The sequence below is a fragment of the Antiquaquibacter metalliresistens genome, assembly GCF_029211225.1.
Taxonomy (GTDB): Bacteria; Actinomycetota; Actinomycetes; order Actinomycetales; family Microbacteriaceae; genus Rhodoglobus; species Rhodoglobus metalliresistens.
Window position 1 is genome coordinate 144382 of sequence record NZ_JARGEM010000006.1, and the last position, 25827, is coordinate 170208.

Annotated in this window: 21 protein-coding genes and 1 tRNA gene; 17 read left to right on the forward strand and 5 right to left on the reverse strand. The window is 68.5% G+C overall.

Features of this window, described 5'->3' with window-relative positions:
- Positions 1-12: 12 nt before the first annotated feature.
- Genes PYV02_RS12195 through PYV02_RS12205 form a run of 3 tightly spaced genes read left to right on the forward strand, consistent with a single transcriptional unit; the run spans position 13 to position 3490 of the window.
- Positions 13-831 (forward strand): pyruvate, water dikinase regulatory protein, encoded by an 819-nt coding sequence (locus PYV02_RS12195; protein WP_275759315.1) that lies wholly within the window; start codon positions 13-15, stop codon positions 829-831.
- 29 nt (positions 832-860) lie between these two features.
- Entirely contained in the window at positions 861-3263 is a 2403-nt protein-coding gene (gene ppsA / locus PYV02_RS12200; RefSeq protein ID WP_275759316.1) for a phosphoenolpyruvate synthase, read from the forward strand.
- A complete protein-coding gene (locus tag PYV02_RS12205; protein ID WP_275759317.1) occupies positions 3260-3490 on the forward strand; it encodes a DUF1653 domain-containing protein in 231 nt (76 codons plus the stop codon). Before ppsA ends, PYV02_RS12205 begins: the two co-directional genes overlap by 4 nt.
- 57 nt (positions 3491-3547) lie before the next feature.
- Here PYV02_RS12205 and PYV02_RS12210 read toward each other — a convergent pair.
- Positions 3548-3630, reverse strand: a tRNA-Leu gene (locus tag PYV02_RS12210).
- A 53-nt stretch (positions 3631-3683) separates the two neighbouring features.
- On the opposite strand from PYV02_RS12210, the gene PYV02_RS12215 reads away from it, so the two are divergent.
- The gene (locus PYV02_RS12215) at positions 3684-4289 is read left to right on the forward strand and encodes an ANTAR domain-containing response regulator (protein WP_275759318.1); all 606 of its coding nucleotides are present in this window, start codon (positions 3684-3686) and stop codon (positions 4287-4289) included.
- An 8-nt stretch (positions 4290-4297) separates the two neighbouring features.
- On the forward strand, positions 4298-5029 hold the full coding sequence (locus tag PYV02_RS12220; protein ID WP_275759320.1) for an SDR family NAD(P)-dependent oxidoreductase: 732 nt from the start codon (positions 4298-4300) through the stop codon (positions 5027-5029).
- Between the two features lie 20 nt (positions 5030-5049).
- On the opposite strand, the gene PYV02_RS12225 is transcribed toward PYV02_RS12220, so the two are convergent.
- Positions 5050-5478 (reverse strand): hotdog fold thioesterase, encoded by a 429-nt coding sequence (locus PYV02_RS12225; protein ID WP_275759321.1) that lies wholly within the window; start codon positions 5476-5478, stop codon positions 5050-5052.
- Positions 5479-5525: 47 nt separating this feature from the next.
- Between PYV02_RS12225 and polA the strand changes: the two genes are divergently transcribed.
- The 9 genes from polA (at position 5526) to rpsA (ending at position 19142) form a co-directional block, all read left to right on the forward strand.
- Positions 5526-8183 (forward strand): DNA polymerase I, encoded by a 2658-nt coding sequence (gene polA, locus PYV02_RS12230; protein WP_275759322.1) that lies wholly within the window; start codon positions 5526-5528, stop codon positions 8181-8183.
- Positions 8184-8215: 32 nt separating this feature from the next.
- Complete coding sequence (locus PYV02_RS12235) at positions 8216-8485, forward strand: HPr family phosphocarrier protein (RefSeq protein ID WP_275759324.1); 270 nt, start codon at positions 8216-8218, stop codon at positions 8483-8485.
- 21 nt (positions 8486-8506) lie between these two features.
- Positions 8507-10186 carry a DUF885 domain-containing protein gene (locus tag PYV02_RS12240; RefSeq protein ID WP_275759325.1) on the forward strand — a complete coding sequence of 560 codons (1680 nt, stop codon included), beginning with the start codon at positions 8507-8509 and terminating at the stop codon, positions 10184-10186.
- Positions 10183-10791: a DUF4166 domain-containing protein gene (locus PYV02_RS12245; RefSeq protein ID WP_275759326.1), complete on the forward strand. Its 609-nt coding sequence runs from the start codon at positions 10183-10185 to the stop codon at positions 10789-10791. Before PYV02_RS12240 ends, PYV02_RS12245 begins: the two co-directional genes overlap by 4 nt.
- Entirely contained in the window at positions 10788-11783 is a 996-nt protein-coding gene (locus PYV02_RS12250; RefSeq protein WP_275759327.1) for an epimerase, read from the forward strand. Before PYV02_RS12245 ends, PYV02_RS12250 begins: the two co-directional genes overlap by 4 nt.
- A 17-nt stretch (positions 11784-11800) precedes the next feature.
- Positions 11801-14332, forward strand: coding sequence for a magnesium-translocating P-type ATPase (gene mgtA / locus PYV02_RS12255; RefSeq protein ID WP_275759328.1), 2532 nt, complete (start codon positions 11801-11803; stop codon positions 14330-14332).
- Between the two features lie 60 nt (positions 14333-14392).
- Positions 14393-16513 carry an amylo-alpha-1,6-glucosidase gene (locus PYV02_RS12260; protein ID WP_275759329.1) on the forward strand — a complete coding sequence of 707 codons (2121 nt, stop codon included), beginning with the start codon at positions 14393-14395 and terminating at the stop codon, positions 16511-16513.
- A gap of 4 nt (positions 16514-16517) precedes the next feature.
- A complete protein-coding gene (locus tag PYV02_RS12265; RefSeq protein WP_275759330.1) occupies positions 16518-17528 on the forward strand; it encodes a glycosyltransferase family 4 protein in 1011 nt (336 codons plus the stop codon).
- 147 nt (positions 17529-17675) lie between these two features.
- Positions 17676-19142 carry a 30S ribosomal protein S1 gene (rpsA, locus tag PYV02_RS12270; RefSeq protein WP_275759331.1) on the forward strand — a complete coding sequence of 489 codons (1467 nt, stop codon included), beginning with the start codon at positions 17676-17678 and terminating at the stop codon, positions 19140-19142.
- A gap of 51 nt (positions 19143-19193) precedes the next feature.
- Here rpsA and PYV02_RS12275 read toward each other — a convergent pair whose 3' ends face one another.
- A complete protein-coding gene (locus PYV02_RS12275; protein ID WP_275759332.1) occupies positions 19194-19796 on the reverse strand; it encodes a DUF4126 domain-containing protein in 603 nt (200 codons plus the stop codon).
- 44 nt (positions 19797-19840) lie between these two features.
- Between PYV02_RS12275 and coaE the strand changes: the two genes are divergently transcribed.
- A complete protein-coding gene (gene coaE, locus PYV02_RS12280) occupies positions 19841-20446 on the forward strand; it encodes a dephospho-CoA kinase (RefSeq protein WP_275759333.1) in 606 nt (201 codons plus the stop codon).
- Here the strand turns inward: coaE and PYV02_RS12285 are convergent.
- Both PYV02_RS12285 and PYV02_RS12290 read right to left on the reverse strand, forming a co-directional pair.
- On the reverse strand, positions 20443-21090 hold the full coding sequence (locus PYV02_RS12285) for a phosphoribosyltransferase (RefSeq protein WP_275759334.1): 648 nt from the start codon (positions 21088-21090) through the stop codon (positions 20443-20445). The two genes, coaE and PYV02_RS12285, sit on opposite strands and share 4 nt — an antisense overlap.
- A gap of 2 nt (positions 21091-21092) precedes the next feature.
- The gene (locus tag PYV02_RS12290) at positions 21093-22271 is read right to left on the reverse strand and encodes a baeRF11 domain-containing protein (RefSeq protein WP_275759335.1); all 1179 of its coding nucleotides are present in this window, start codon (positions 22269-22271) and stop codon (positions 21093-21095) included.
- A gap of 128 nt (positions 22272-22399) precedes the next feature.
- Here PYV02_RS12290 and uvrB point away from each other — a divergent pair, with 128 nt between their 5' ends.
- Together uvrB and PYV02_RS12300 are read left to right on the forward strand one after the other, a co-directional pair.
- Positions 22400-24463 (forward strand): excinuclease ABC subunit UvrB, encoded by a 2064-nt coding sequence (gene uvrB, locus PYV02_RS12295; RefSeq protein ID WP_275759336.1) that lies wholly within the window; start codon positions 22400-22402, stop codon positions 24461-24463.
- An 89-nt stretch (positions 24464-24552) separates the two neighbouring features.
- Positions 24553-25809: an MFS transporter gene (locus PYV02_RS12300; RefSeq protein ID WP_275759337.1), complete on the forward strand. Its 1257-nt coding sequence runs from the start codon at positions 24553-24555 to the stop codon at positions 25807-25809.
- Positions 25810-25827: the final 18 nt, after the last annotated feature.

Genomic DNA, 25827 nt, shown 5'->3' on the forward strand with positions numbered 1-25827 from the left:
GAAGGAGGGGACGTGCAGGATCGGTCTCCTCGGGTTGTCTTCTTCGTCTCCGACAGCACCGGGATCACCGCGGAGACGCTCGGCAACGCGCTGCTGTCGAACTTTCCGGAGTTCGGATTCGTTCGACGCACGCTCCCATTCGTGGACAGCGTCGATCGCGCCCGCGAGGTCGTGCGCGAGATCGACGACGCCACGGGGGGCCCGGCCGCACCCCTGGTGTTCACGACGGTGAGAACCGGCGCCGTGCAACAGGCGGTGCAGTCGTCCAGGGCCATCACGATCGACCTGCTACACGGTCATCTCGCCGAGCTCGAGCACATCCTCGACACGCGGGCCTCGGAGCATCCCGGGCAATATCACGGCATCGGGGATGCCGCGCGATACCACGAGCGCATGCGCGCCGTCGAATACGCGCTCGAGCACGACGATGGGCAGAGTCTGCGCTCGCTCGACGAGGCCGACGTCATCATCATCGCCCCATCGCGGTGCGGCAAGACCCCGACCACGATGTACCTGGCGCTCCAGTACGGTCTGCTCGTTGCGAACTACCCGCTGACCGACGACGACCTGCCCGCGCAGGGACTTCCACGGCCCATCGCGCCGCACGCCCAGCGCTGCTTCGGGCTGATCACGACGCCGCAGCGGCTCAGCCAGGTGCGCCAGGAGCGGCGGCCCGGCTCGCGATACGCCTCGCTCGAGCAGTGCACCGCCGAGCTGCGGCATGCGGAGGACCTCTATCGACGGCTCCGCGTCCCGTATCTGAACTCCTCGACCAAGAGCGTCGAGGAGATGGCGGCCGTGATGCTGCACACCATGAACCTGCGGGCCTAACGCCGGCAACACCAGAGAGGAGCACGCTGATGCAGAACATCCTGTGGTTCGAAGAGATCGGCATGGAGGACCTGCCCCAAGTGGGCGGCAAGAACGCCTCGCTCGGCGAGATGGTCTCGAAGCTCGCGGGCACCGGAGTGCGCGTTCCCGGCGGTTTCGCGACGACCGCGGACGCCTATCGGGGCTTCCTCGCACTCGACGGGCTCGATCAGCGCATCTGGTCGGCGCTGGACGCACTCGACATCGAGGATGTCGCCGAGCTCGCCCGCGTCGGCGCGGACATCCGCTCGTGGATCGAGGCTCAGCCGCTGCCTGCGGACCTCGAGCGCGACGTGCGCGCTGCCTACGCGAAGCTCATCGCGGGAGACGCCGATCCGGAGTCGGTCACGTGGGCCGTGCGTTCGAGCGCCACCGCCGAGGATCTGCCGGATGCCTCATTCGCCGGCCAGCAGGAGACCTACCTCAACATCGGCGGTGTCGAGAACATCCTCGGCGCCATTCGCAGCGTCTACGCGTCGCTCTACAACGATCGCGCCATCACCTACCGCGTGCACCACGGCTTCGACCATCGCGATGTCGCGCTCTCGGCCGGGGTGCAGCGGATGGTGCGCTCCGACGTCGGGGCATCCGGCGTGATGTTCACCGTGGACACCGAGTCCGGGTTCGCCGGTGCCGTGTTCATCACGAGCGCCTACGGACTGGGCGAAGCCGTGGTGCAGGGCTCGGTGAACCCCGACGAGTTCTACGTCTACAAGGAGGCGCTGCGTGCCGGACGGCCGTCGATCCTCAAGCGCTCGGTGGGGGAGAAGGCGATTGCCCTCCGCTACGCCTCCGGCACGGGCGTCGTCGGTTCGACGGAGTTCACCGACGTGCCCGAGGAGGACCGCCGGCGGTTCTCGATCACCGACGACGAGGTTCAGGAGCTCGGTAGGCATGCCCTCACCATCGAGGAGCACTACGCGCGGGCGATGGACATCGAGTGGGCGAAGGACGGTGTCGACGGGCTGCTCTACATTCTGCAGGCGCGACCGGAGACGGTCGTCTCCCGCGAGAGCGGCACCGTGATGCGCCGCTCGGTGCTGCAGGAGCACGGGCCGGTCGCGGTCACCGGTCGCGCGATCGGTCAACGCATCGGGGCGGGCCCCGTGCGCGTGCTCACGTCGATCGCCCAGATGGACCGCTTTCAGCCCGGTGACGTGCTCGTGGCGGACATGACGGATCCGGATTGGGAGCCGATCATGAAGCGGGCGAGCGCCATCGTGACCGATCGCGGTGGGCGCACGTGTCACGCGGCGATCATCGCGCGTGAGCTCGGCATCCCGGCCGTCGTGGGCACCGGCACCGCGACGCAGGTGCTGGCGGACGGGTCACCGGTCACCGTCTCCTGCGCCGAAGGCGACGACGGCGTGGTCTACCAGGGGATGCTGCGCTACGTCGAAGAGGAAACTCGGCTCGACGAGATGCCCGAGTCGCCCGTGAAGATCATGATGAACGTCGCGACGCCGGAGCAGGCTTTCGGCCTCGCCAAGCTGCCGAACAACGGGGTCGGACTCGCGCGGCTGGAGTTCATCATCAACCAGCAGATCGGCATCCACCCGCAGGCACTGCTCGACTTCGATGCCCTTCCCGAGCCGCTCAAGCACGACGTGGCAGACCGGATCGCCGCGTATCCCTCGCCGAGGGAGTTCTTCATCCGCCGTGTCGCCGAGGGGGTGTCGATGATCGCGGCGGCGTTCGCGCCGCAGCCGGTGATCGTGCGGCTGAGCGACTTCAAGTCCAACGAGTACGCGAACCTGATCGGCGGCGATCGATACGAACCCCGCGAAGAGAACCCGATGATCGGATACCGCGGCGCGTCGCGATACATCTCCCCGGGTTTCCGGGAGTGCTTCGATCTGGAGTGCGCCGCCCTGCGGTTCGTGCGTGAGGAGATGGGGCTCACGAACGTCGAGATCATGGTGCCGTTCGTGCGCACAGTGAAGGAGGGCGCCGCGGTGCTCGACCTGCTCGCCGAAAACGGTCTGCGGCGGGGGGAGAACGGTCTCAAGGTGATCATGATGTGCGAACTGCCCAGCAACGCGGTGCTCGCGGACGACTTCCTCGAGCACTTCGACGGGTTCTCCATCGGGTCCAACGACATGACCCAGCTCACACTCGGTCTGGACCGGGACTCCGCGCTGGTCGCCCAGACCTTCGACGAGCGCGACCCGGCGGTGCTGCGGATGTTCTCGATGGCCATCGAGGCATGCCTGCGCAAGGGCAAGTACATCGGCATCTGTGGCCAGGGTCCGAGCGACTACCCCGACCTTGCGGAGTGGCTCGTGCGCGAGGGCATCCAATCGATGTCGCTCAACCCCGACAGCGTCGTGGCGACCTGGTTGCGGCTGGCAGGCATGAGCGACTCCACACCGCGAGCGGGTGCTGGGGCATGAGCGAACCGAGACCTCCGCTCGCCGACATCCCCCCCGGCCGGTACCGCCACTTCAAAGGCTCGACCTACGTCGTCGTCGGGATGGCACGCCACAGCGAGACCGAGGAGCCGTTCGTGGTGTACCACCCCGAGGGCTCCGGGGAACTGTGGGTGCGTCCCGCCGCGATGTGGACCGAGACCGTGCACCGCGACGACTACGACGGTCCGAGATTCACGGCGCTGCCCTGAGCAGCCACCCGAACGTTCGAAAGGGACGCCCCCTGACGGAGACGTCCCTTTCGAACGTGCCGGATGTGGGACTTGAACCCACACACCCTTCCGGGCGGAGCATTTTGAGTGCCCTGCGTCTGCCATTCCGCCAATCCGGCTCTCCCACGAGCGTATCGCAGGTGGCCGGGCCGAATACCGTAGGCTCTAACCCGTGAATGATCAGGATGCTGCAACCTCGGCCCCACGCCGCGTCGTCGTCGCGGAGGACGAGTCGCTCATCCGCATGGACATCGTCGAGATCCTGCGAGACAACGGTTTCGAGGTGGTCGGCGAGGCCGCGGATGGCGAGACCGCCGTCGCCCTCGCGACGGAGCTTCGCCCCGACCTCGTGATCATGGACGTGAAGATGCCCCAGCTCGACGGCATCTCGGCGGCGGAGCGTCTGAGCAAGAACCACATCGCGCCGGTCGTGCTGCTCACCGCGTTCAGCCAGAAGGAGCTCGTCGAGCGGGCCTCGGAGGCCGGTGCACTCGCCTACGTGGTCAAGCCGTTCACGCCCAACGACCTGCTGCCGGCCATCGAGATTGCGCTGAGCCGCTACACCCAGATCATCACGCTCGAGGCCGAGGTCGCCGACCTCGTCGAACGGTTCGAGACCCGCAAGCTCGTCGACCGCGCCAAGGGCCTGCTCAACGAGAAGATGGGCCTGACCGAGCCGGAGGCTTTCCGCTGGATTCAGAAGGCATCCATGGATCGCCGCCTGACCATGCACGACGTCGCCCAGGCGATCATCGAGCAGCTCTCCGCCAAGAAGTAGTCATCCGGATGCCCGGCTCGGTGGTCATCACCGGTGGCGGCCGCGGCGTGGGCAAGGCCATCGCCGAGACGCTGCTCGCGCGCGGCCTCGCGGTCGTCGTGCTCGATCTCGAGGCGCCGGACTGGACGCATCCGCTGCTGACCGCCGTCACCGGCGACGCGGCGGACCCCACCGATGTCGCGCGCGCCGCGACTGCCGCCGTGCAGGCCGCTCCGCTCGTCGGGTGGGTGAACAACGCGGCGGTGTTCGACGACGCGTTCCTGCATTCCGACCCGGCCGGGGTGTTGGAGGTGATCGCCGCCAACCTCGTTCCGGCCGTCGTGGGTTCGGCGGAGGCCGTGAACCGGTTCCTCGCCGCAGGCAGCTCCGGATCGATCGTCAACGTCTCATCGCATCAGGCGCAGCGCGCGGTCGCCGGAGCTCTGCCGTACTCGACGGCGAAGGCCGCGATCGAGGGACTGACCCGCGCGACCGCCGTCGACTACGCCCGCGACCGGATCCGCGTGAACGCCGTCGCCCTGGGCTCGATCGTCACGGAACGCTTCGACGGCGACGCAGCCATCACGGGCGCCGTGCATCCCGTGGGCCGCATGGGTGCCGCGAGCGAGGTCGGCGACGTCGTCGCCTGGCTGCTCTCGAACGCCGCCACGTTCGTCACGGGCACGGTGATCCCGGTCGACGGCGGGCGCGCCGCCTGGGGACGCGACCCCGAGGAGAAGTGGCCGACGTCAGTCGAGTAGCGACCGCAGTCGCAGAGGATTCAGGCGTCGCGCAGGATGTTCGTCATGCGCACGGTCGAGAGCCGCCGGCCCTCTTCGTCCCGGATGACGATCTCGTGGGTCGCGAGCGTGCGGCCCAGCACGAGCGCGTCGCACGTCGCCGTCACGACTCCGTGGTCGATCGAGCGGCTGTGGGTGGCGTTGATCTCGATGCCCATCGCGATGCGACCCGGGCCGGCGTGGATCGCCGAGGAGATCGAGCCGAGCGATTCGCCGAGCACGACGTGCGCTCCGCCGTGCAGGATGCCGATCACCTGGGTGTTGCCGAGCACGGGCATGGTCGCCACCGAGTGCTCGGCGGAAAGCTCGAGGTACTCGATGCCCATCTTGGCGGTCAGCGCGCCGCCGTTCGAGGCGACGAGACGCTCGTAGAGGTTCGGATCGAGGTCCGCGGGGTACTTCGTGGGCATCGTTCTCTCCACCTCGATGTGTCGGATGTCACGGCTAGGCTGGCCGGGTGCCGGACTCGCAAAAGCCTACTCTGCTCGTGATCGACGGCCATTCGCTGGCCTTCCGTGCGTTCTATGCGCTGCCCGTCGACAGTTTCACGACCCGCGACGGACAGCACACCAACGCCATTCACGGGTTCCTGTCGATGCTCATCCTGCTGCTGCAGAACGAGAAGCCCACGCACCTCGCGGTCGCGTTCGACATCTCGCGCTACTCGTTCCGCACCCGCGAGTACGCCGAGTACAAGGGCACCCGCAGCGAGACGCCGCCCGAGTTCGTGGGGCAGGTGCCGCTGCTCGAGGAGGCACTCAAGGCCATGGGCGTCGCCACCATCACGAAGGAGGACTTCGAGGCCGACGACATCCTCGCGACCCTCGCGACGCAGGGCCACGATCAGGGCTTCGACGTGCTCGTCGTCTCGGGCGATCGGGATGCCATCCAGATGGTTCGCCCCGGCGTCACGCTGCTGTACCCGAACGCCCGCGGCGTCTCCGAGCTCAAGCGGTATGACGAGGACGCGGTGCGCGAGCGTTACGGCATCGAGCCCGCGCAGTATCCGGACGTCGCAGCGCTCGTGGGGGAGACCTCGGACAACCTCATCGGCATCGACAAGGTCGGCGAGAAGACCGCGGTGAAGTGGATCACCCAGTACGGCAGCCTCGACGAGGTGCTCGCGCACGCCGACGAGATCACCGGCGTGGTCGGGCAGAACCTGCGCGACCAGATGGACCGCGCCATCCGCAACCGCAAGCTCAACCGGCTCGTCACCGACGTGCCGCTGCCGCTCGGGCCCACCGACCTCGAACGCAAGCCGATGGACGTCGCCGCGGTGCGCGACGTCTTCGAGCGCCTGCAGTTCAAGACGCTCCTGGAGCGCGTGCTGAAGATCGCCGCCGCGGAGCTGGGGGAGGATGCCGTCGCGGCGTCGGCACCGGCCGCCGCCGGCATCCCCGTGATCCGCACCATGATCGACGAGGAGCTCGCGAAGTGGATCGCGACCCAGTCCTCGAACGGCGTCAACGCGCTCGGGTTGCGGGTCGAGAGCGCGAACGGCGAAGTCACCGGTTTCGGCCTCGCCGCCGCCGATGAGACCGCGTTCGTGCCGTGGGCACCCGGTCGACCCGACTACGTCGCGCTCGAGGAGTGGCTGCGCAGCGATGCGCCGAAGGTCATGACGTCGGCGAAGGCCCAACTGAAGATCGCGCGCGATTCCGGGCTCGACATCGGCGGCATCGCCTACGACACGATGCTCGCGGGCTGGTTGCTGCGTCCCGGTTCCAAGCCGGACACCCTCGAATCGCAGGTCGAGTACTACCTCGGCGAGACGCTGCAGCAGTCCGACCCCAATCAGCTCGTGCCCGAGACCGAGCCGGCGAGTCCGGCCACCGAGGCGTGGTACTCGCTGCGGCTCTCGGCCTACCTCTCCGAGAAGCTCGACGCCGGGTCGCTCGACGTGCTCGAGCAGATCGAGATGCCCCTCGTCCCGGTGTTCGCGACGATGGAGCGCACCGGCATCACCGTCAACCGCGGCATCCTCGCCCGGCTGACCGCCGATCTCACCGCGAAGGCCACCGAGGTCGCCAAGCAGGCCTTCGCCGAGATCGGCCGGGAGATCAATCTCGGCAGCCCCAAGCAGCTGCAGGAGGTGCTGTTCGACCAGCTCGGCATGCCGAAGACCCGCTCCAACAAGACCGGCTTCTCGACGGATGCCGCGAGCCTGGCCGACCTGCAGGAGCAGGCCCCGCATCCCTTCCTCGACCTGCTGCTGCAACACCGCGATGCGACCAAGCTGCTGCAGATCATCGCCTCGATCGACAAGGCGGTCGATGTCACGGGCCGCGTGCACACCACGTACGAGCAGGCCGGTTCCGCAACCGGGCGCATCGCCTCGAACGACCCGAATCTGCAGAACGTGCCGGTGAAGACCGAGGTGGGTCGCGAGATCCGCTCCGCGTTCGAGGCGGGCGAGGGTTTCGAGACGCTCTTGACCGCCGACTACTCGCAGATCGAGATGCGCATCATGGCGCACCTGTCGAAGGACGAGGGGCTCATCGAAGCCTTCAACTCGGGTGAGGACCTGCACCGCTTCGTCGGCGCACGCATCTTCGGTGTTGCCCCCGAAGACGTGACCCCCTTCATGCGCACGAAGGTCAAGGCCATGTCGTACGGCCTCGCGTACGGGCTCAGCGCGTTCGGGCTCTCGAAGCAGCTGCGCATCGAGACCAGCGAGGCCAAGGAGCTCATGGCGGACTACTTCGCCCGATTCGGTGCCGTGCGCGACTATCTGCGCAACGTGGTCGAGCAGGCGCGGGTCGACGGGTACACGACGACGATCTTCGGCCGCCGCCGCCCGTTCGCCGACCTGTCATCGAACAACCGCGTGCTGCGTGAGAACGCGGCCCGGCAGGCGCTCAACTCGCCGATCCAGGGTTCGGCCGCCGACATCCTCAAGCGCGCGATGATCGAGATCGACCGCGACATGGTCGGCATGGACTCCCGAATGCTGCTGCAGGTGCACGACGAACTCGTGTTCGAGGTGGCGCCCGGCGAACTCGATGCGCTCACCACGATCGTGCGCGAGCGCATGGCGGGTGCCGCATCGTTGAGTGTTCCACTCGACGTGCAGATCGGCACGGGTCCAAACTGGGATGCTGCGGCACACTGAACCACGCCGCATCGATCAGTCAGGAGCACCACATGGCCGAACGCACCGTCGCCGTCGCCTCGAGCATCGGCCTGCACGCGCGACCCGCGTCGCTGTTCGCGCAGGCCGCGGCCCGCACCGGCGTGCTCGTCACGCTCACGGCGCCGTCGGGTCGCAGCGTGAACGCGGCCAGTATCCTCGGCGTGCTCTCGCTGGGGATCGGGCACGGCGAGACCGTGACCATCGCGGCCGAGGGCGACGGCGCCGACGCCGCGCTCGATGAGCTCGCCGCGCTGTTGGCGCGGGATCTCGAGAACGAGTAGCCCGAGACTAGGCTCGACCACATGACTGACACACCCTCGAGAAAGCCGACCGCGATCGACGAGATCGCCGAGAACTGGGTCACCACGATGGTCGACCTCGACCCCGACGTGGCCATCTGGGTCGGGCTCGAGGGCCGCATCGGCGAGATCGGCGACACCTCACCGGCCGGCCACGAACGGTACATCGCGGAGGCGAAGAAGGTCATCGCCGCGCTCGAAGCCGCCGCACCCGTCGACGACGTGGACGCGGTGACGAAGGCCGACATCGTCTCCGAGCTCGGCCTCGAGGTGCGCGCCTCGGAGGCGAAGCTGTTCGAGCGCGATCTCAACGTCATCGCCTCGCCGGCACAGGGCATCCGCGACATTTTCGACCTCATGCCCCACGCGAACGAACACGACTGGTCGCTGATCGCCAAGCGCCTCGGCAACGTTCCCGGCGCAATCGACGGATACATCGAGACGTTGCGCAAGGGCATCGCCGATGGCGTAGTGCCCGCCCGTCGGCAGGTCGCGGAGGTCGCACAGCAGGCGCGCAAGCACGGCGATCCGCTCGGCTTCTTCTTCGACTTCACCGGTGCTGCGACGCTCGAGGACGGCGGCGCGGTGCCGGAGTCGCTCGGCGCGGACCTACGCAAGGGGGCCGAGGCATCCGCCGACGCCTATGCGCGGCTCGCCGAGTTCCTCGAGACCGAGCTCGCCCCTGTCGCGACCGAGCAGGATGCGATCGGTCGCGAGCTGTACGAGCTGCGTTCGCAGCACTTCCTCGGCGCGAAGATCGACCTCGACGAGACCTACGAGTGGGGCCGCGAGGAGCTCCAGCGCATGATCGACGAGCAGACCCGCATCGCGAACGAGATCAAGCCGGGCGCGAGCGTGGAGGAAGCCATCGCCTTCCTCGAGCAGGATCCGTCACGCAAGCTGCACGGCACGAAGGCCCTGCAGGAGTGGATGCAGCAGCTCAGCGACCGTGCCATCGCCGAGCTCTCCCGCGATCACTTCGACATCCCGGAGCCGGTGAAGGCCCTCGAGTGCATGATCGCTCCGACCCAGGAGGGCGGCATCTACTACACCGGCCCCAGCGACGACTTCTCGCGCGCCGGCCGCATGTGGTGGAGCGTGCCGGAGGGTGTGACCGAATTCGACACCTGGCGGGAGACCACCACGGTCTACCACGAGGGCGTGCCCGGCCATCACCTGCAGATCGGCCAGGCGGTCTACAACCGCGCCACGCTCAACACCTGGCGCCGGCAGTTCGGCGGCACGAGCGGCCACGCCGAGGGCTGGGCGCTGTACGCCGAGCGCCTCATGGAGGAGCTCGGCTACCTCGCCGACCCCGCGGACCGGCTCGGCATGCTCGACGGCCAGCGCATGCGTGCGGCGCGTGTCGTGCTCGACATCGGCGTGCACCTCGGCAAGCCCAACCTCGAGGGCACGGCCGTCTGGGATGCCGACTATGCCCTCGAGTTCATGCGCAAGAACGTCAACATGAACGACTCGTTCATCCGGTTCGAGGTCAATCGCTACCTGGGTTGGCCGGGTCAGGCACCGTCGTACAAGGTGGGGCAGCGCATCTGGGAGCAGATCAGGGATGCCGCGCAGACCCGCGAGGGCTCGGCCTTCTCGTTCAAGCACTTCCACAAGCGTGCCCTCGATCTCGGCGGGGTCGGACTCGACACCCTCAAGTCCGCCCTGCTGAAGTGAGCTCGACGGTTGCCGAGCGTTCGCCGTGGGAGGCGGCGCTCGGCGATCGCTTCGCCCTGCTTCACCCTCGGCTCTCCGAGTACCTCTCTCGCATCCCCGACGGTTTCGTCGGTCGCGGCGATGGAGTGTTCGATCACGTTGGTACCCCGCGTCGCTGGTTGTGGCCGGTTCTTGCGATCCTCGCGCGCCAAGGTGTGCTGTTTGCGGTGTGGGAGCGCTCCGTGCCATTCACGGTGATCAATCGGCCGCGAGGAGCATGGGTGGATGCGGTGCGCATCTTCCGCTTTCGCTCGGGAACGCGCGTGATGGTCGACTCGATCACATCGGCCCGCGGGCTCGTCATCGATGCTCTGGGCTTCGGGGGTGCGATCCGCGCGGCGCTCGTGCCGGATGTCGTGGATGGCGCCCTCGTGCTGCGTTCGACGGCCGCCGGCATCCGCATCGGACGATTGCGCGTGCGTCTTCCGGGACCCACCGTGCGGCTCACCGAGCAGTTCGATGACACCGTCTCGCGCCAGCGGGTCCGGCTCGAACTGCGGGTGCCCCTGATCGGTCGAATCTACGAGTACTCGGGCACGTTTCAGTACGAGGTGGTCCCCGAATGAACGACCGGATCGTGATCGCCGGGGCTTCGGGCTTCATGGGCACCTACCTGGCCGAGCAGTTCCGGGCCCAAGGCTGCGTAGTGCTGACGATCGGCCGCACCGGCGGCGACGCGATCTGGGGCGATGGGCCGGGCATCCGTGCGCTGATCGACGGTGCGGACCTGCTGATCAACCTCGCCGGTCGCAGCGTGGACTGTCGCTATGACGCTCCGCATCGCGAGGAGATCCTGCGCTCGCGCGTCGAGACCACACGGGAGCTGGCGCGGGCGTTGACCGAGTGTGTCGCGCCGCCGTCGCTGTGGATCAACTCTTCGACGGCAACGATCTACCGGCACGCCGAGGATCGCCCCATGACGGAGTCGACGGGCGAACTCGGTGAAGGCTTCTCGGTGAGCGTCGCGCGTGCGTGGGAGGAGGCGTTCTTCGAGCGGGAGCTGCCGGGGGTGCGACGGGTGGCACTTCGAACGGCGATCGTGCTGGGAAACGGCAGTGCCCTCACGCCGCTCATCCGGCTCGCGAGGCTCGGGTTCGGCGGCCCGCAACTGGACGGGCGATGGATACGCACCTCGGCACGGCGGGCCGCAGGCACCTTCCACGAGTTCGGTGCTCGCGGCGGGCGCCAGCGCTTCAGTTGGGTGCACCTGGCCGATGTGCTCGGCGTGGTGCGCTTTCTGCGGGCGCACCCGGAGCTGGAGGGCGTCGTCAACCTCTCGGCCCCGAACCCGACCGACAACGCCGGGTTCATGCGGGCGGTGCGGCGCGTGCTCGGCGTGCCCTTCGGCATCCCGACGCCCCGGTTCGTGTTGGAGCTCGGTGCGATGGTGATCCGCACCGAGACCGAACTGGTGCTCAAGAGCCGCTGGGTGCTGCCCGAGCGACTGCTTGCGGCCGGCTACCGATTCGAGTACCCGGATCTCGAGCCGGCGCTGCGTCAGATCGTGAACGCGGGCGCACGGCGCCCACGACCCAGTGCCCTGGTGGTGGGCGCATGAGGGGCGTACGAAGGCGCTTGCGCCTCACCCTCGGAGCGGACGAGGCGTTCTGGGCGCGTGATCGCGCCGGCGTCATCGCCGACCTCGGCGCCACGGAGGCGGGCCTGAGCGACGAGCAGGCCGCCGTCGCCCTGCAGGCGCAGCGCTTGATGATGCGCGAGCGCCACCCGCACGGGTTCGCGCCCTGGCTGCGACTGCTGGTGGGGCAGTTCAGCAGTCCGATCATCCTCATCCTCGTGGCGGCGACGATCATCTCGATTATCGCGGGGGATGTGCTCGACGGCGTGATCATCCTGGTCATCATCCTTGCGAGCGGCCTCCTGGGTTACTGGCAGGAGTTCCGGGCGAACGAGGATGTCGCGGCACTCCTGAAGACCGTCGAGGTCACCGTTCCGGTGCTGCGCTCGGGGCGCGAGGTGGAGGTCCCGGTGCGCGAGGTGGTGCATGGGGATGTCGTGGTGCTACGCGCGGGTGGGATCGTGCCCGCGGACTGCCGACTGCTCGACTGCGACGAACTGCTGGTCGACGAGTCCGCGCTGACGGGGGAGTCCTTCCCGGTCGAGAAGCGCCCGGATGCCGTCGTGCCCGAGCAGTGCGAGCTCGGCGACCGACTGAACGCCGCATTCCTCGGCACTCATGTGGTCAGCGGGAGCGGTCGCGCGGTCGCGGTGCGCACGGGGGCTCGCACGCAGTTCGGAGCGGTGTCGCATGAGCTGCAGACACGTCGCGTGGTCACCGCCTTCACCCGGGGCACGACCCGATTCGGCCTGATGCTCGTGCGCCTTATGCTCGTGCTCACCGTCTTCATCTTCGTCGTCAACTGGGCGCTCGGGCGCCCGCTGATCGACTCGCTGCTCTTCTCGCTCGCCCTGGCCGTCGGCCTCACGCCGCAGATGCTGCCGGCGATCGTCTCCCTGAGCCTGTCCACGGGTGCCCGCCGCATGGCCAGGCAGCGCGTGATCGTCAAGCGTCTCGACTCGATCGAGGATCTCGGCTCCCTCACCGTGCTGTGCACCGACAAGACGGGCACGATCACGGATGGTGCAGCGGTGCTCTCCTCCGCTCTCGATCCGGATGGCGCCGAGAGCGAGGAGGTGCTCTCACTCGCGAGTCTCAATGCCGGTCTGCAGGAGGCCTTTCCGAATCCGCTCGACACCGCGATCCTCGATCGGCGGCGTCCGCCCCAGTCGGCCACGCTGCTCTCCGAGAACCCCTACGACTTCACCCGCCGTCGGCTGACGGTGCTGGCCGCGGTCGGCGACGACCGTCTGCTGATCAGCAAGGGCGCGTTCGAGGGGATGCTCGACATCTGCACGACCGTGCGCATCGCCGGCGGCACCCAGGCCATCGACGCGCACCGGGATGCGCTGCGAACCAGGTTCCAGACCCTCAGCGAGCAAGGATTCCGGGTGCTCGGGCTGGCGACCAGGTCGATGCCCGAGAACGTCTCGGAGATCGACCTGAACGCGGAGACGCAGCTCGAGTTCCGTGGCTTTCTGGCCTTCCACGACCCGGTGAAGCCGGACGCCGCGGCCGCGATCGCCGAGCTGGAGTCCTTCGGGGTCGCGGTGGTCGTCATCACCGGCGACAACCACGTCGTGGCCGGAGCCATCGCGGCATCCGCCGGTCTCGATGCGAGCACCATCGTGACCGGTGCCGACATCGACGCGCTCGACGATGCCGCGCTCGCGCAGCGCGTGGTCGGTGTGAGCGTGTTCGCGGAAGTGGCGCCGTTGCACAAACGCCGGATCGTCGCGGCCATCCGCAGCAACGGCGAGACCGTGGCCTATCTCGGCGATGGGATCAACGACGCACCGGCGCTGCACGCCGCCGATGTCGGCATCTCGGTCAACACCGCTGTCGATGTGGCGAAGGAAGCCGCGACCGTCGTGCTGCTCGACAAGAGCCTCACCGCGATCACCGCCGGCGTCACCCTCGGCCGGGAGACCTTCGCCAACACGCTCAAGTACGTGCGCGTCACCACGAGCGCGAACTTCGGCAACATGATCTCGATGGCGGCCGCCAGCCTCTTCCTGCCGTTCCTGCCACTGCTGCCCCGCCAGATCCTGCTGCTGAACTTCCTCAGCGACTTTCCCGCAACGACGATCGCGGCGGACCGGGTGGACCCGGAACACCTGCAGCGTCCAGGCACGTGGGACGTTCGCGGCATCCGCAACTTCATGATCATCTTCGGTTCGATCTCGACCGCGTTCGATCTGGCCACCTTCGCGGTGCTCATCTGGGGTTTCGGGGCGGATGACACGCTCTTCCGCAGCGCGTGGTTCATCGAGTCGACGCTCACCGAGATCGTCGTGCTCATGTCGCTGCGCACCGCGCGGCCGATTCTGCGATCCAGGCCGGGGATCGGCCTGCTGATCTCCAGTCTGCTCGTCGCGATCATCACGGTGGCGCTTCCGTACATTCCGCCCGTCGCGGACCTGCTCGGGCTCGCTCCGGTCGCGCTGCCGGTCGTGCTCACGCTGTTGGGCCTGACCGCTGCCTACCTGCTTGCCAATGAGCTGCTGAAGAAGCGATTCCTCGAGCGCTGATCCGATCGAGGGACCTTCGCCCTGGTGTCAACGTGGCCGCGCGCGCACGATGGAGGCATCATGGCAGGTTGGAACGAGGACACGCTCGCGGGCACCGCGGGACCGGATGCGGTGACGATCATCGAGGGCGCCGCATTCTGCGTCTCGCACGCGGACGGCGACATGGAGGCCGGTCGTCCGCACGGGCTGTTCATGTACGACACGCGCCTCGTCTCCACGTGGACGACGCGGATCAACGGTCACCCCATCGAGGTGCTCTCGGCGATGGTGCGCGAGCCGTACCACGCGACGCTGCTGGGTCGGGTGCATCACGGCGACGCCGAGCCGGATGGATCGCTGCTGGTGCGACGGGAACGCTGGGTGGGGGTTGGCCTGCGCGAGCGCATCGCACTCACGAACTCCTCGCCGGTGCCGGTCGAGGTGCTGCTCGAGGTGACGGTGGAGACCGACTTCGCGGACGTCTTCGACGTGAAGGCTTCCCGCCCGATGCAGGCGCACACCCCCGAGGGTGCCACGGTGCTGCACGGCCTTGCCTTCGAAGGCGGTGCGGAGCACGAGTTCCGTGGGGTGATCGTCGAGTCCCCAGGTGCGGCCGTCGAGGGTCAGAGCCTGCTCCATCGCACCCGTCTCGGTGCGCATGAGACCTGGACGACGACATTCTCTGCGGTCCCCACCCGCTCCGGGGTGCCCATCGTGGCCCGCTCCGACGAGGAGCAGCCGCAGCACGAACGCGAGATCGAGCGCAGGTTCATGGCGTGGCACGAGGATGCGCCGTCACCGACGGTCGAGAACGATGCCATCGAGACGGCCATCCGGCGCGGTCAGTCGGATCTCGGCTCGCTGCGGATCTTCGACCCGGCGCACCCGGATCGGCAGGTGATCGCCGCCGGCGCCCCCTGGTTCATGGCGCTGTTCGGTCGCGACTCGATCCTCACCTCGATCATGTCGCTCGCGGTGGATCCGAGCCTGGCGCTCGGCACCTTGCGCACGCTCGGCGACCTGCAGGGCAGCATCCACGATCCACGCACCGAGGAGCAGCCGGGCAAGATCCTGCACGAGGTGCGCCTCGGCGCGAGCGTCAATGCGGCCCTCGGCGGCCGAACGACCTACTTCGGCACGGTCGATGCCACACCGCTGTTCGTCGTGGCGCTGGGGGAGCTGGCCGAGTGGGGCGCTTCCACGGCCGACATCGCGGCGCTGCTCCCGCACGCCGATCTCGCGCTGCGCTGGATGACCACGCACGGCGACGCGGACCGCGACGGTTTCATCGAGTACCAGCGCAGCGATGAGCTCGGACTGCACAACCAGGGCTGGAAGGACTCCTGGGACGCCATCTCGTTCGCAGACGGCACGCTCGCCGAGCCGCCGATCGCGCTGTGCGAGGTGCAGGGATATGCCTACGCCGCGTTTCGGGCGCGCGCGGGGCTGGCCCGAGCCGTCGGGGACGCGGAGACCGCGGAGCGTTGGGATCGCGCGGCCGCGACGTTGAAGGAGCGCTTCAACGAGCAGTTCTGGATGGCCGACCGCCAGTATTTCGCCATCGCGCTCGATCGCGACAAGCGCCAGGTCGATGCCTGCGCCTCCAACATGGGCCATTGCCTGTGGAGCGGCATCGTCGACGACGACAAGGCGCCGCACGTGGCCGAGCGGCTGCTCTCGGACCAGATGTTCGGGGGCTGGGGTGTGCGAACCCTCGCGACCGACATGGCCCGATACAACCCGGCGAGCTACCACAACGGGTCGGTCTGGCCGCATGACAACGCGATCATCGCCGCGGGCCTGATGCGCTACGGATTCGTCGAGGCGGCACAACGCGTGGCGCTCGCGATCTTCGACGCGTCCGAGCACTTCGGCGCCAGGCTTCCCGAGCTCTTCTGCGGCTTCTCGCGCGAGAGCTACGAGCGGCCAGTGCCCTACCCGAACGCGTGCTCGCCCCAGGCATGGGCGGCCGCGGCGCCGATTTCGCTGGTTCGCACCCTATTGCGGCTCGAAGCCGATGTGCCCAACCGCCAGGTGTGGCTCGCCCCCGCACTTCCCGCGTCGTTCGGTGGCGTCCAGATCGACAATGTGCGGCTCGCCGGGGCTCGGGTGCGAGTGGAGGTCGCTGGGGGGATGACGCGGCTCTCCGGCCTGCCGGAAGGCATCAGCGTGCACGCCGTACCCCGGTACGGGGAGCGATAGCGCCATGCGCATCGGATTGATCGCCCCGCCGTGGCTCGCGATCCCGCCCGGAGCGTACGGCGGGATCGAGTACATGATCGAGGCGCTCGCGGTCGCGCTGCAGCGCGCCGGGCACGATGTGGTGCTCGCGGCATCGGGGGACAGCACCTGCCCGGTGCCCCGGCTCTCGGCGTTCCCCCCGTCGGACCCGCAGACGATGGGGCAGAGCCTGGCCGAGTTGCGGCACGTCACGCGGGCGTACCGCGAGCTGCACGACGTCGAGGTGATTCACGACCACAGCCTCATCGGCCCGCACTTGCGCGAGCGCCCGCAGGGCGTACCCGTGGTGACCACCGCCCACGGCCCCTTCACCCCGGCGATCCTCGACACCTTCACCGCCCTTCCTCGCGACGTCTCGGTGGTGGCGATCTCGCGGCACCAGGCCTCCACGGCGTCCGGGGTGCCGATCGCGCGCGTCATCCATCACGGCATCGACGTGAGCACGATTGCGTTCGGTCCGGGCGCCGGCGGCTACGCGTGCTTCGTCGGACGGATGAGCCCGGACAAGGGCGTCGCGAGGGCGATCGATGCGGCCCGCCGGGTCGGAATGCCCCTGCGGATCGCCGCGAAGATGCGCGAACCGCTGGAACGGGAGTACTTCGAGGCCTGGGTGAGGCCGCAGCTCGGACCGGCGGTGGAGTTCCTGGGCGAGTTGACCCGGTCGGAGAAGGCGCAGCTGCTCGGTGGTGCGATCGCGCTCATCAACCCGATCGCCTGGGACGAGCCCTTCGGCCTTGTGATGATCGAGGCCCTCGCCGCAGGCACGCCGGTGGTCGCGACCCCGCGCGGATCCGCTCCCGAGATTATCGACTCCGGCCGCACCGGCTTCATCTGCAGCACCCCGGAGGAGTTCGATGCCGCGCTCGCACGCGTCGCGGAGCTCGATCGGCGGGACTGCCGAAGGGAAGCGGAGGGGCGCTTCAGCGCGACCCGGATGGCGCGTGACTACGTCGAGCTCTACCGACAGCTCGCCTGAATGCGCGCGCGGCGCCACTGGCCCTGGAACGTGTGAAGCGCTAAGCTGGAACGTCGCAATTGCGACTTCTATCCGCCTGCCATCGGCGAACACACCAAGCACCACCAGCCATGGCCTGATTCTGTCCCCATCCGGAGCAACTACTACATGACAATCGCAACGACCGCCACGGCCCCCAAGCAGATCGCGATCAACGACATCGGATCCGCTGACGACTTCCTGGCCGCGGTCGAGAAGACGCTGAAGTTCTTCAACGACGGAGACCTCATCGAAGGTACCGTCGTCAAGATCGACCGGGACGAGGTTCTCCTCGATGTCGGTTACAAGACCGAGGGTGTCATCCCCTCCCGCGAGCTCTCCATCAAGCACGACGTGGACCCCACCGAGGTCGTCCAGGTCGGTGACACGGTCGAGGCCCTCGTTCTCCAGAAGGAGGACAAGGAAGGCCGGCTCATCCTCTCCAAGAAGCGCGCACAGTACGAGCGCGCCTGGGGCGATGTCGAGAAGATCAAGGATGCCGATGGCGTCGTCACCGGTTCGGTGATCGAGGTCGTCAAGGGCGGTCTCATCGTCGACATCGGCCTGCGAGGCTTCCTGCCCGCATCGCTCATCGAGCTGCGCCGTGTTCGCGACCTCACGCCGTACCTCGGCCAGGAGATCGAGGCGAAGATCCTCGAGCTCGACAAGAACCGCAACAACGTCGTGCTGTCGCGCCGCGCGCTGCTCGAGCAGACGCAGAGCGAGAGCCGCACGACCTTCCTCAACAACCTCGCCAAGGGCCAGGTTCGCAAGGGTGTCGTCTCGTCGATCGTCAACTTCGGTGCGTTCGTCGACCTCGGCGGTGTGGACGGTCTCGTGCACGTCTCTGAACTGTCGTGGAAGCACATCGAGCACGCCTCCGAGGTGGTCGAGGTCGGCCAGGAGGTCACCGTCGAGATCCTCGAGGTCGACCTCGAGCGCGAGCGCGTGTCGCTCTCGCTCAAGGCGACCCAGGAGGACCCGTGGCAGGTCTTCGCCCGCACCCACGCCATCGGCCAGGTCGCGCCCGGCAAGGTCACCAAGCTCGTTCCGTTCGGCGCGTTCGTTCGCGTCGCGGAGGGCATCGAGGGCCTCGTGCACATCTCCGAGCTCTCCGGCAAGCACGTCGAGCTCGCCGAGCAGGTCGTGTCGGTCGGCGACGAGGTCTTCGTCAAGGTCATCGACATCGACCTCGAGCGTCGCCGCATCTCGCTCTCGCTGAAGCAGGCGAACGAGGGCGTGGACCCCGAGGGCACCGAGTTCGACCCGGCGCTCTACGGCATGCTCACCGAGTACGACGACCAGGGCAACTACAAGTACCCGGATGGCTTCGACCCGGAGACCAACGAGTGGAAGGAAGGCTTCGAGGAGCAGCGCGCCAAGTGGGAGGCCGACTACGCGGCCGCCCAGGCCCGCTGGGAGCAGCACAAGAAGCAGGTCGCCGCGGCCGCGCTCCAGGAGGACATGCCCTCGACGGGCGTGCCCGCCGGTGCGTCGTCGTTCTCGAGCGACGAGGCGTCCAGCACGGGCGGCACCCTCGCCGACGATGAGGCGCTTGCGGCGCTCCGCGAGAAGCTCGCGAGCAACAACTCCTAGTCACCCACGAACGAACGGCCGGTCCCTCGGGGCCGGCCGTTCGTCGTTCGTTCACACCGAGGTGCTCGCGGCCTCTCGCCTCCGTCGACCGCGCCGACGCAGCAGCAGCACGAAGCCGACCACCACGCCGCCGAGCGCCACGATCACCAGCACCGGGATCAACAGCGCGAGGAAGCTCAGGATGACGCTGCCGACGTCTTCGGCGGTGCTCACGACCGGCGCCGCGGCCCCCACGGTGACCGCATTGAGCGCGGGACGGGAGGCCATCTTGGTCACGTGCGTCACGAGCGCGAGCACGACACCGACGGCCACCGGCACCCACGCCGACGACGTGAAGAACGAGGCCGGATCGGTGACGACCGCGGTCTGCGAGGCGGCTCCCGTGCCGAAGGCGATGCCACCGGCGGCCGGTCGCACGATGGTCTGCAGCCAATCGTTCACCGAGTCCACGACCGGGATCTTGTCGGCGACGATCTCGATCACGAGCAGCACGCCGAGGATGCCGAGTACCCACTCGTTCTCCAGCCACGCCCACCCCGCCGGCAGCACGACAAAGTCGAGGAAGCGGCCGGCGAGACCCAGGATCAGCAGCGGGATGTAGGCGTTCAGTCCGGCCGCCACGGCCAGCCCGGATCCGGTGAGCACCTCGAGCATCGTCGCATCCCTCCTGCTGTTGCAGCCGAGGCTAGCATTGCAGGATGATCCAGATCGCCCTCACCGGAGGCATCGCTTCAGGCAAATCGGTGGTGGGCAATCGGCTGGTCGAGCACGGCGCGGTGCTCATCGACGCGGACACCATCGCGCGCGAGGTCGTGCGCCCCGGCACCCCCGGGCTCGCCCGGATCGTGGAGGAGTTCGGCGCCGGCGTGCTCGCCGCGGACGGCACGCTCGATCGGCCGGCGCTCGCGGCGATCGTGTTCGCGGACCCGACGCGCCGCGCCGCACTCAACGCGATCACGCATCCGCTCATCGCCGCGCGGTCGCGAGAGCTCGTCGCCGCCGCTGCGAAGGACGCGGTCGTGGTGCACGACATCCCGCTCCTGGCCGAAGGCACTCGCAAGGGCGACGGGTTCGACCTCGTGGTCGTGGTGCACGCGCCGGTCGAGACGCGCCTGCGCCGAATGATGGACGACCGGGGGATGACGCGGCAGGAGGCCCAGCAGCGCATCGACGCGCAGGCTTCCGACGCCGACCGCCTCGCCCTCGCGGACGTCGTGATCGAGAACGACGGCGAACTCGCCGACACCTTCCACCAGGTGGACGAGCTGTGGGCGAGCCTGCAGCGCAGGCGCGACGCGGTCTAGCGTTCGCCGCTCGCCGAGGCGGCGTCGAGCAGGGCGATCACGTCCTCTTCAGTCGTGGGGGAGAAGTCGCGGTAGTGCGCGCCGACCGCCCAGAACTGATCGGGTATCGCCAGGCAGACCACCTCATCCGCGTCGTCGATGCTCGAGAGCGCATCCGCCGGGCCCACCGGCACCGCGAGCACCACGCGCGCGGCGCCGAGCGCGCGCGCAACCTGGCAGGCCGCCCGTGCCGTCGCACCCGTGGCGATGCCGTCGTCCACGATGATCGCGGTGCGGCCATGGAGGTCCAAGCGTTCCCGGCCCAGGCGGAACCGTCGAGTGCGGGCCACCAACGTCGCGCGCTCCCGTTCCTCGACCTCGCGCAGCGCCGTCTCGTCCACCCCGAGGCCCGAGATGAGGCGACGATCGAGCACTCGAACCTCGCCTTCGCCGATCGCGCCCATCGCGACCTCAGGCTGGAACGGAACCCCGAGCTTTCTGACGACGATGACGTCGAGCGGCAGCCCCAGCACCCGCGCGACCTGCGCCGCCACCGGCACGCCGCCTCGCGGCAGGCCGAGCACCACCGCGTCCGTGCCCCGGAATCGTTCGAGGCTCCCGGCCAGCCGACGCCCCGCGTCGATCCGATCCTCGTAGACGACCATGACTATCCCGTGAGGCCTCGCCCGGGTACGCCCGGCGCCGTGCCCGTCGTGTAGCGCAGGATCGCGGCGACGGCTCCGCCGCCGGGCACGGGCACCGCGGTGCTCGGCACGAGCAGGGCCCCCGTCAGCAGCGCGCGCCTGACGACCTCGTCGACGATGCAGTAGTTGCCGGCATCGTCCTGCTGTGCCGGGGCGATCGTGCCATCGCGCTCGTCCATTACGCCCGGCACGTCGGCATCGCCGTCGAAGAACAGCGTGCGGATCGCGCCCTCCGTCGCCGACCGCGCGACCTCGCTCAGGTCGGTGGCCGTGCGCCCGGCGCCGACGTTCTCCTCGTAGTCGGCCGCCAGGTGCTCCGCCTCCCGCGCGCGAAGCGCGGCGACGTGCGGGCGCCCGCCTGCGGCGAGATCGTGGTCGGACGTTCGCTCCGGGTTCCCGTCGACGGTGGTCGGCACCAGACCGGGTCGGGTCGATGCGGACCGGAAGATCGACGCGAGCGGCTCCGCAGCCGCGATCACGAGGGGCCAGTCGGGCACGCCCGGGTCATCGTTGAGTGCTCGATCGATCGCTCGGCTGTACTCGAGCATGCGCAGTTTCGGATCCTCCGACGTCTGAAGGTGCGCATAGGTCTGGCGATCGTTCGTGAGATCGAGTGCGGTGGCACTGCGAAGGTCGGCCGGCATATCGGGGACCTCGAGGGACGACGCGGAATCGTCAGCGCCGACCGCCACCAACCGCACGGAGTCCTGGGCGAGCGCGAGCACCAGGAACGCGTCCGCCGCGTGCACCGCAGCGAGCAGCGGGGTCAGGTGGAACCGGTCGGCCACGTGCGCGGACGCCGACACGGTCACCGGCAGCGGATGCGCGACGAGTCGCGTCGCACTCGCGAGCACGACGAGCCCATGCCACTGGTGCCGCCAGGCCGCAGGATCCTCGAGCAGTCCGGTGACGGATGCGACCACGGCGCCCACCACGGACTCGTCTGCGCCCGCTGCCTCCAGTTGGGTCACGGCATCCCGGAGCACGTCCTTCAATCCGATGCGGGCGAGATCGGCATCCGCGCCCAGCGGACTCGCCGGAACGTAGAGCGAGACGCAACCCGCTTCACGAACCCGCGCCAGCGCCTCGATGCTCTGCGGATCCATTCCCTGCAGCCACCGGGGTGGCATCGTGGTCGACATCGGCGTGCTCCCATCGAGATGATTGCGTCCGACGGTAGAACGGGTCGTGCATGCCCGACCAGGGCACAAGGTCCCGCCCAGAGCGAACACCCGACGGGCTGTCAGCGGCCCTGCCTAAGCTGATGGACATGCAACCCACTCGTTCCGTGCGCCCGTTCGAGGTGATCAGCGAGTACGCGCCGAGCGGCGATCAGCCGCAGGCCATCAAGGAGCTCGCGCAGCGCATCAACGCGGGCGAGACCGACGTCGTGCTGCTCGGCGCCACCGGCACCGGCAAGTCCGCGACGACGGCGTGGCTCATCGAGCAGGTTCAGCGGCCGACCCTCGTGCTCTCGCACAACAAGACGCTCGCGGCGCAGCTCGCGAACGAATTCCGCGATCTGATGCCCAACAACGCGGTCGAGTACTTCGTGAGCTACTACGACTACTACCAGCCCGAAGCGTACGTTCCGCAGACCGACACCTTCATCGAGAAGGACTCGTCCATCAACGCCGAGGTCGAGCGCCTACGGCACTCCACCACGAACGCGCTGCTCAGTCGACGCGACGTCGTGGTTGTCTCCACCGTCTCCTGCATCTACGGACTCGGTGCCGCCGAGTCGTACCTCGAGGCGATGATCGCCCTGCAGGTGGGCATGCGCATCGATCGCGAGGCCCTCATCCGCCGTTTCGTGGAGATGCAGTACAAGCGCAACGACTACGACTTCTCGCGCGGCAGCTTCCGGGTGCGCGGCGACACCATCGAGATCATCCCGGTCTACGAAGAGCTGGCGATCCGCATCGAGATGTTCGGCGACGAGATCGAGGCGCTCTACGCCCTGCATCCGCTCACCGGCGACGTGGTGCGACAGATGGATGCCGTCTCGGTGTTCCCGGGCACCCACTACGCCGCGAGCCCGCAGACCATCCAGCGCGCGATCGTGTCGATCCAGGAGGAGCTCGCCGAGCGCCTGCAGGAGCTCGAGCGCCAGGGCAAGCTGCTCGAGGCGCAGCGGCTGCGCATGCGCACGACCTTTGACATCGAGATGATGCAGCAGATCGGCTTCTGCAACGGCATCGAGAACTATTCGCGGCACATGGACGGGCGCGCGCCGGGGGAGGCCCCGCACTGTCTGCTCGACTACTTCCCCGAGGACTTCCTGGTCGTCATCGACGAATCGCACGTCACGGTGCCGCAGATCGGTGCGATGTACGAGGGGGATGCCTCGCGCAAGCGCACCCTCGTCGAGCACGGGTTCCGGCTGCCGAGCGCACTCGACAACCGTCCGCTGAAGTGGGAGGAGTTCCTCGAGCGCGTCGGCCAGAAGGTCTACCTCTCGGCGACGCCCGGCAAGTACGAGATGGGGATCACCGACTCGGTGGTCGAGCAGGTCATCCGGCCGACCGGTCTCGTCGACCCGGCCATCATCGTCAAGCCCTCCAAGGGACAGATCGACGACCTGCTCGAGCAGATCCGGCTGCGCGTCGACCGCAACGAGCGTGTGCTCGTCACCACGCTGACCAAGAAGATGGCTGAGGAGCTCACCGAGTTCCTGGGGGAGCACGGCGTGCGCGTGCGCTACCTGCACTCCGACGTGGACACGCTGCGCCGCGTGGAGCTGCTCACCGAGCTTCGACAGGGCGTCTACGACGTGCTCGTCGGCATCAACCTGCTGCGCGAGGGCCTCGACCTGCCCGAGGTGTCGCTCGTGGCGATCCTCGACGCCGACAAGGAGGGGTTCCTGCGCTCGGGCACCTCCCTCATCCAGACCATCGGCCGCGCCGCCCGCAACGTCTCCGGCGAGGTGCACATGTACGCGGACGTGATCACCGACTCGATGGCCGCGGCGATCGAGGAGACCGACCGTCGCCGCGAGAAGCAGGTCGCGTACAACACGGAGCGCGGCATCGACCCGCAGCCGCTGCGCAAGAAGATCGCGGACATCACCGATCAGCTCATGCGCGAGGCGGCGAACACCGCGGAGCTTCTCGACGGTCGCAAGGGCAAGCGCGCCCCCACCCCGAATCTCAAGCGCGAGGGACTGGCCGCTGAGGGCGGCACGAACCTCGAGGAGATCATCGCGGACCTCAACGCGCAGATGCTCCAGGCCGCCGGGGAGCTCAAGTTCGAGCTCGCGGCTCGGCTGCGCGACGAGGTCGCCGACCTCAAGAAGGAGCTGCGGCAGATGGAGCAGGCGGGTCATCTGCGCTGAGACCGCGCGCAGGCGTTAGCATCGAGCCGTCGCCCGGACCACTGCGGAGCAGTCTCCGCCTCCTGAGCGGCCAGGAAGTCCGAGCTGACATGTCGTCGACTCCCGCACGCTCCGCATTCGCCGCCGTGCTCTCACCATACGCATCGCTGCTGCGCCCGCCCGGGCGGAAGGCACTCGTGGTCTCCGCCTGGTTCGGCAGATTCCCGAAGTCCAGTCTCGGTCTCGGCCTCATCCTGATGGTCGCACTCCTGGGGGAGAGCTACGCCCTGGCCGGGGCCGTCTCGGCGGTCTTCGTGTTCTCGCTCGCCATGAGCGGGCCGCAGTGGTCGCGCGCGATGGACCGCTTCGGGCAGGCGCGTGTGCTGCGTGTCGCCGCGGTCGCCTTGGTCGTCTCCTCCGGATTGCTGCTCACGGCGATCCTCACCGGTTGGGCCGTCTGGACCTGGTTCGTGTTCGCCGCGCTGAGCGGGTTGAGCGTGGTCGACATGGGCTCCGCGGTGCGCTCGAGGTGGGCATCCACACTCCCGCGGGACCAACGCGCGCCGGCGTTCGCACTGGAGACCATCAACGACGAGCTCGTGTTCGTCATCTCCCCGCCGGTCGTGACCGTGATCGCGGCACTCGTCCATCCCGCGCTCGGCTTCCTCGTCGGCCTGGCGATCGGTGTGGGCGGCTACCTCGTGTTCGCCACTCGCAGCGGCTCCGCCGTCGTGCCGGCAGCCGTCGGGCAACGGCGAGGGTTCTGGATGCCGCCCCGCATCCTCGGCGTCGTGCTCGCGTTCGTGGGCCTCGGCGCCGTCTTCGGCTCGTTCGACGTGGCGACCGTGGCGCTTGCGGAGCATGCCGGCGCCCCAGCGGCGACCGGTCTGCTCATCGGCCTGTTCGCGCTGGCGAGCGCCACCTCCGGCATCGTGCTCGGTTCACGGCAGCTGCCCGGTGACGCCCGCAGCCGCTTCCTCGCCACCGCCGCCGCGTTCGGCCTGGTCGTGCCTGGCCTGGTCTTCTCGAGCGACCTCCTCTGGGCCGCAGTGTTCGCGATGCTCGCCGGTGTCGTGACGTCGCCCCTGCTGATCACCGGGCTCAGCCTCGTCGAAGAGCGGGCGGAGGTGGTGCGACTCACCGAGACGCTCGCCTATCCGACCGCAGGACTGGCGATCGGAGGCACGTTCGGCGCGTTGTGTTGCGGCGCGGTCGTCGACCTCGCGGGTGCGCAGGCCGGATTCCTGGTGACCGCGGGCGCGGCGGGCTCGGCGGCGGTCGCGGCATTCGCCGGGGAGTGGGTGCTCGCCCTGGCGCAGCGGGGAAGCGCACGCTCGAACGCACCGTACGGTGCGACCTCGCCCTGAGCGAACGGCCGGGCCGAT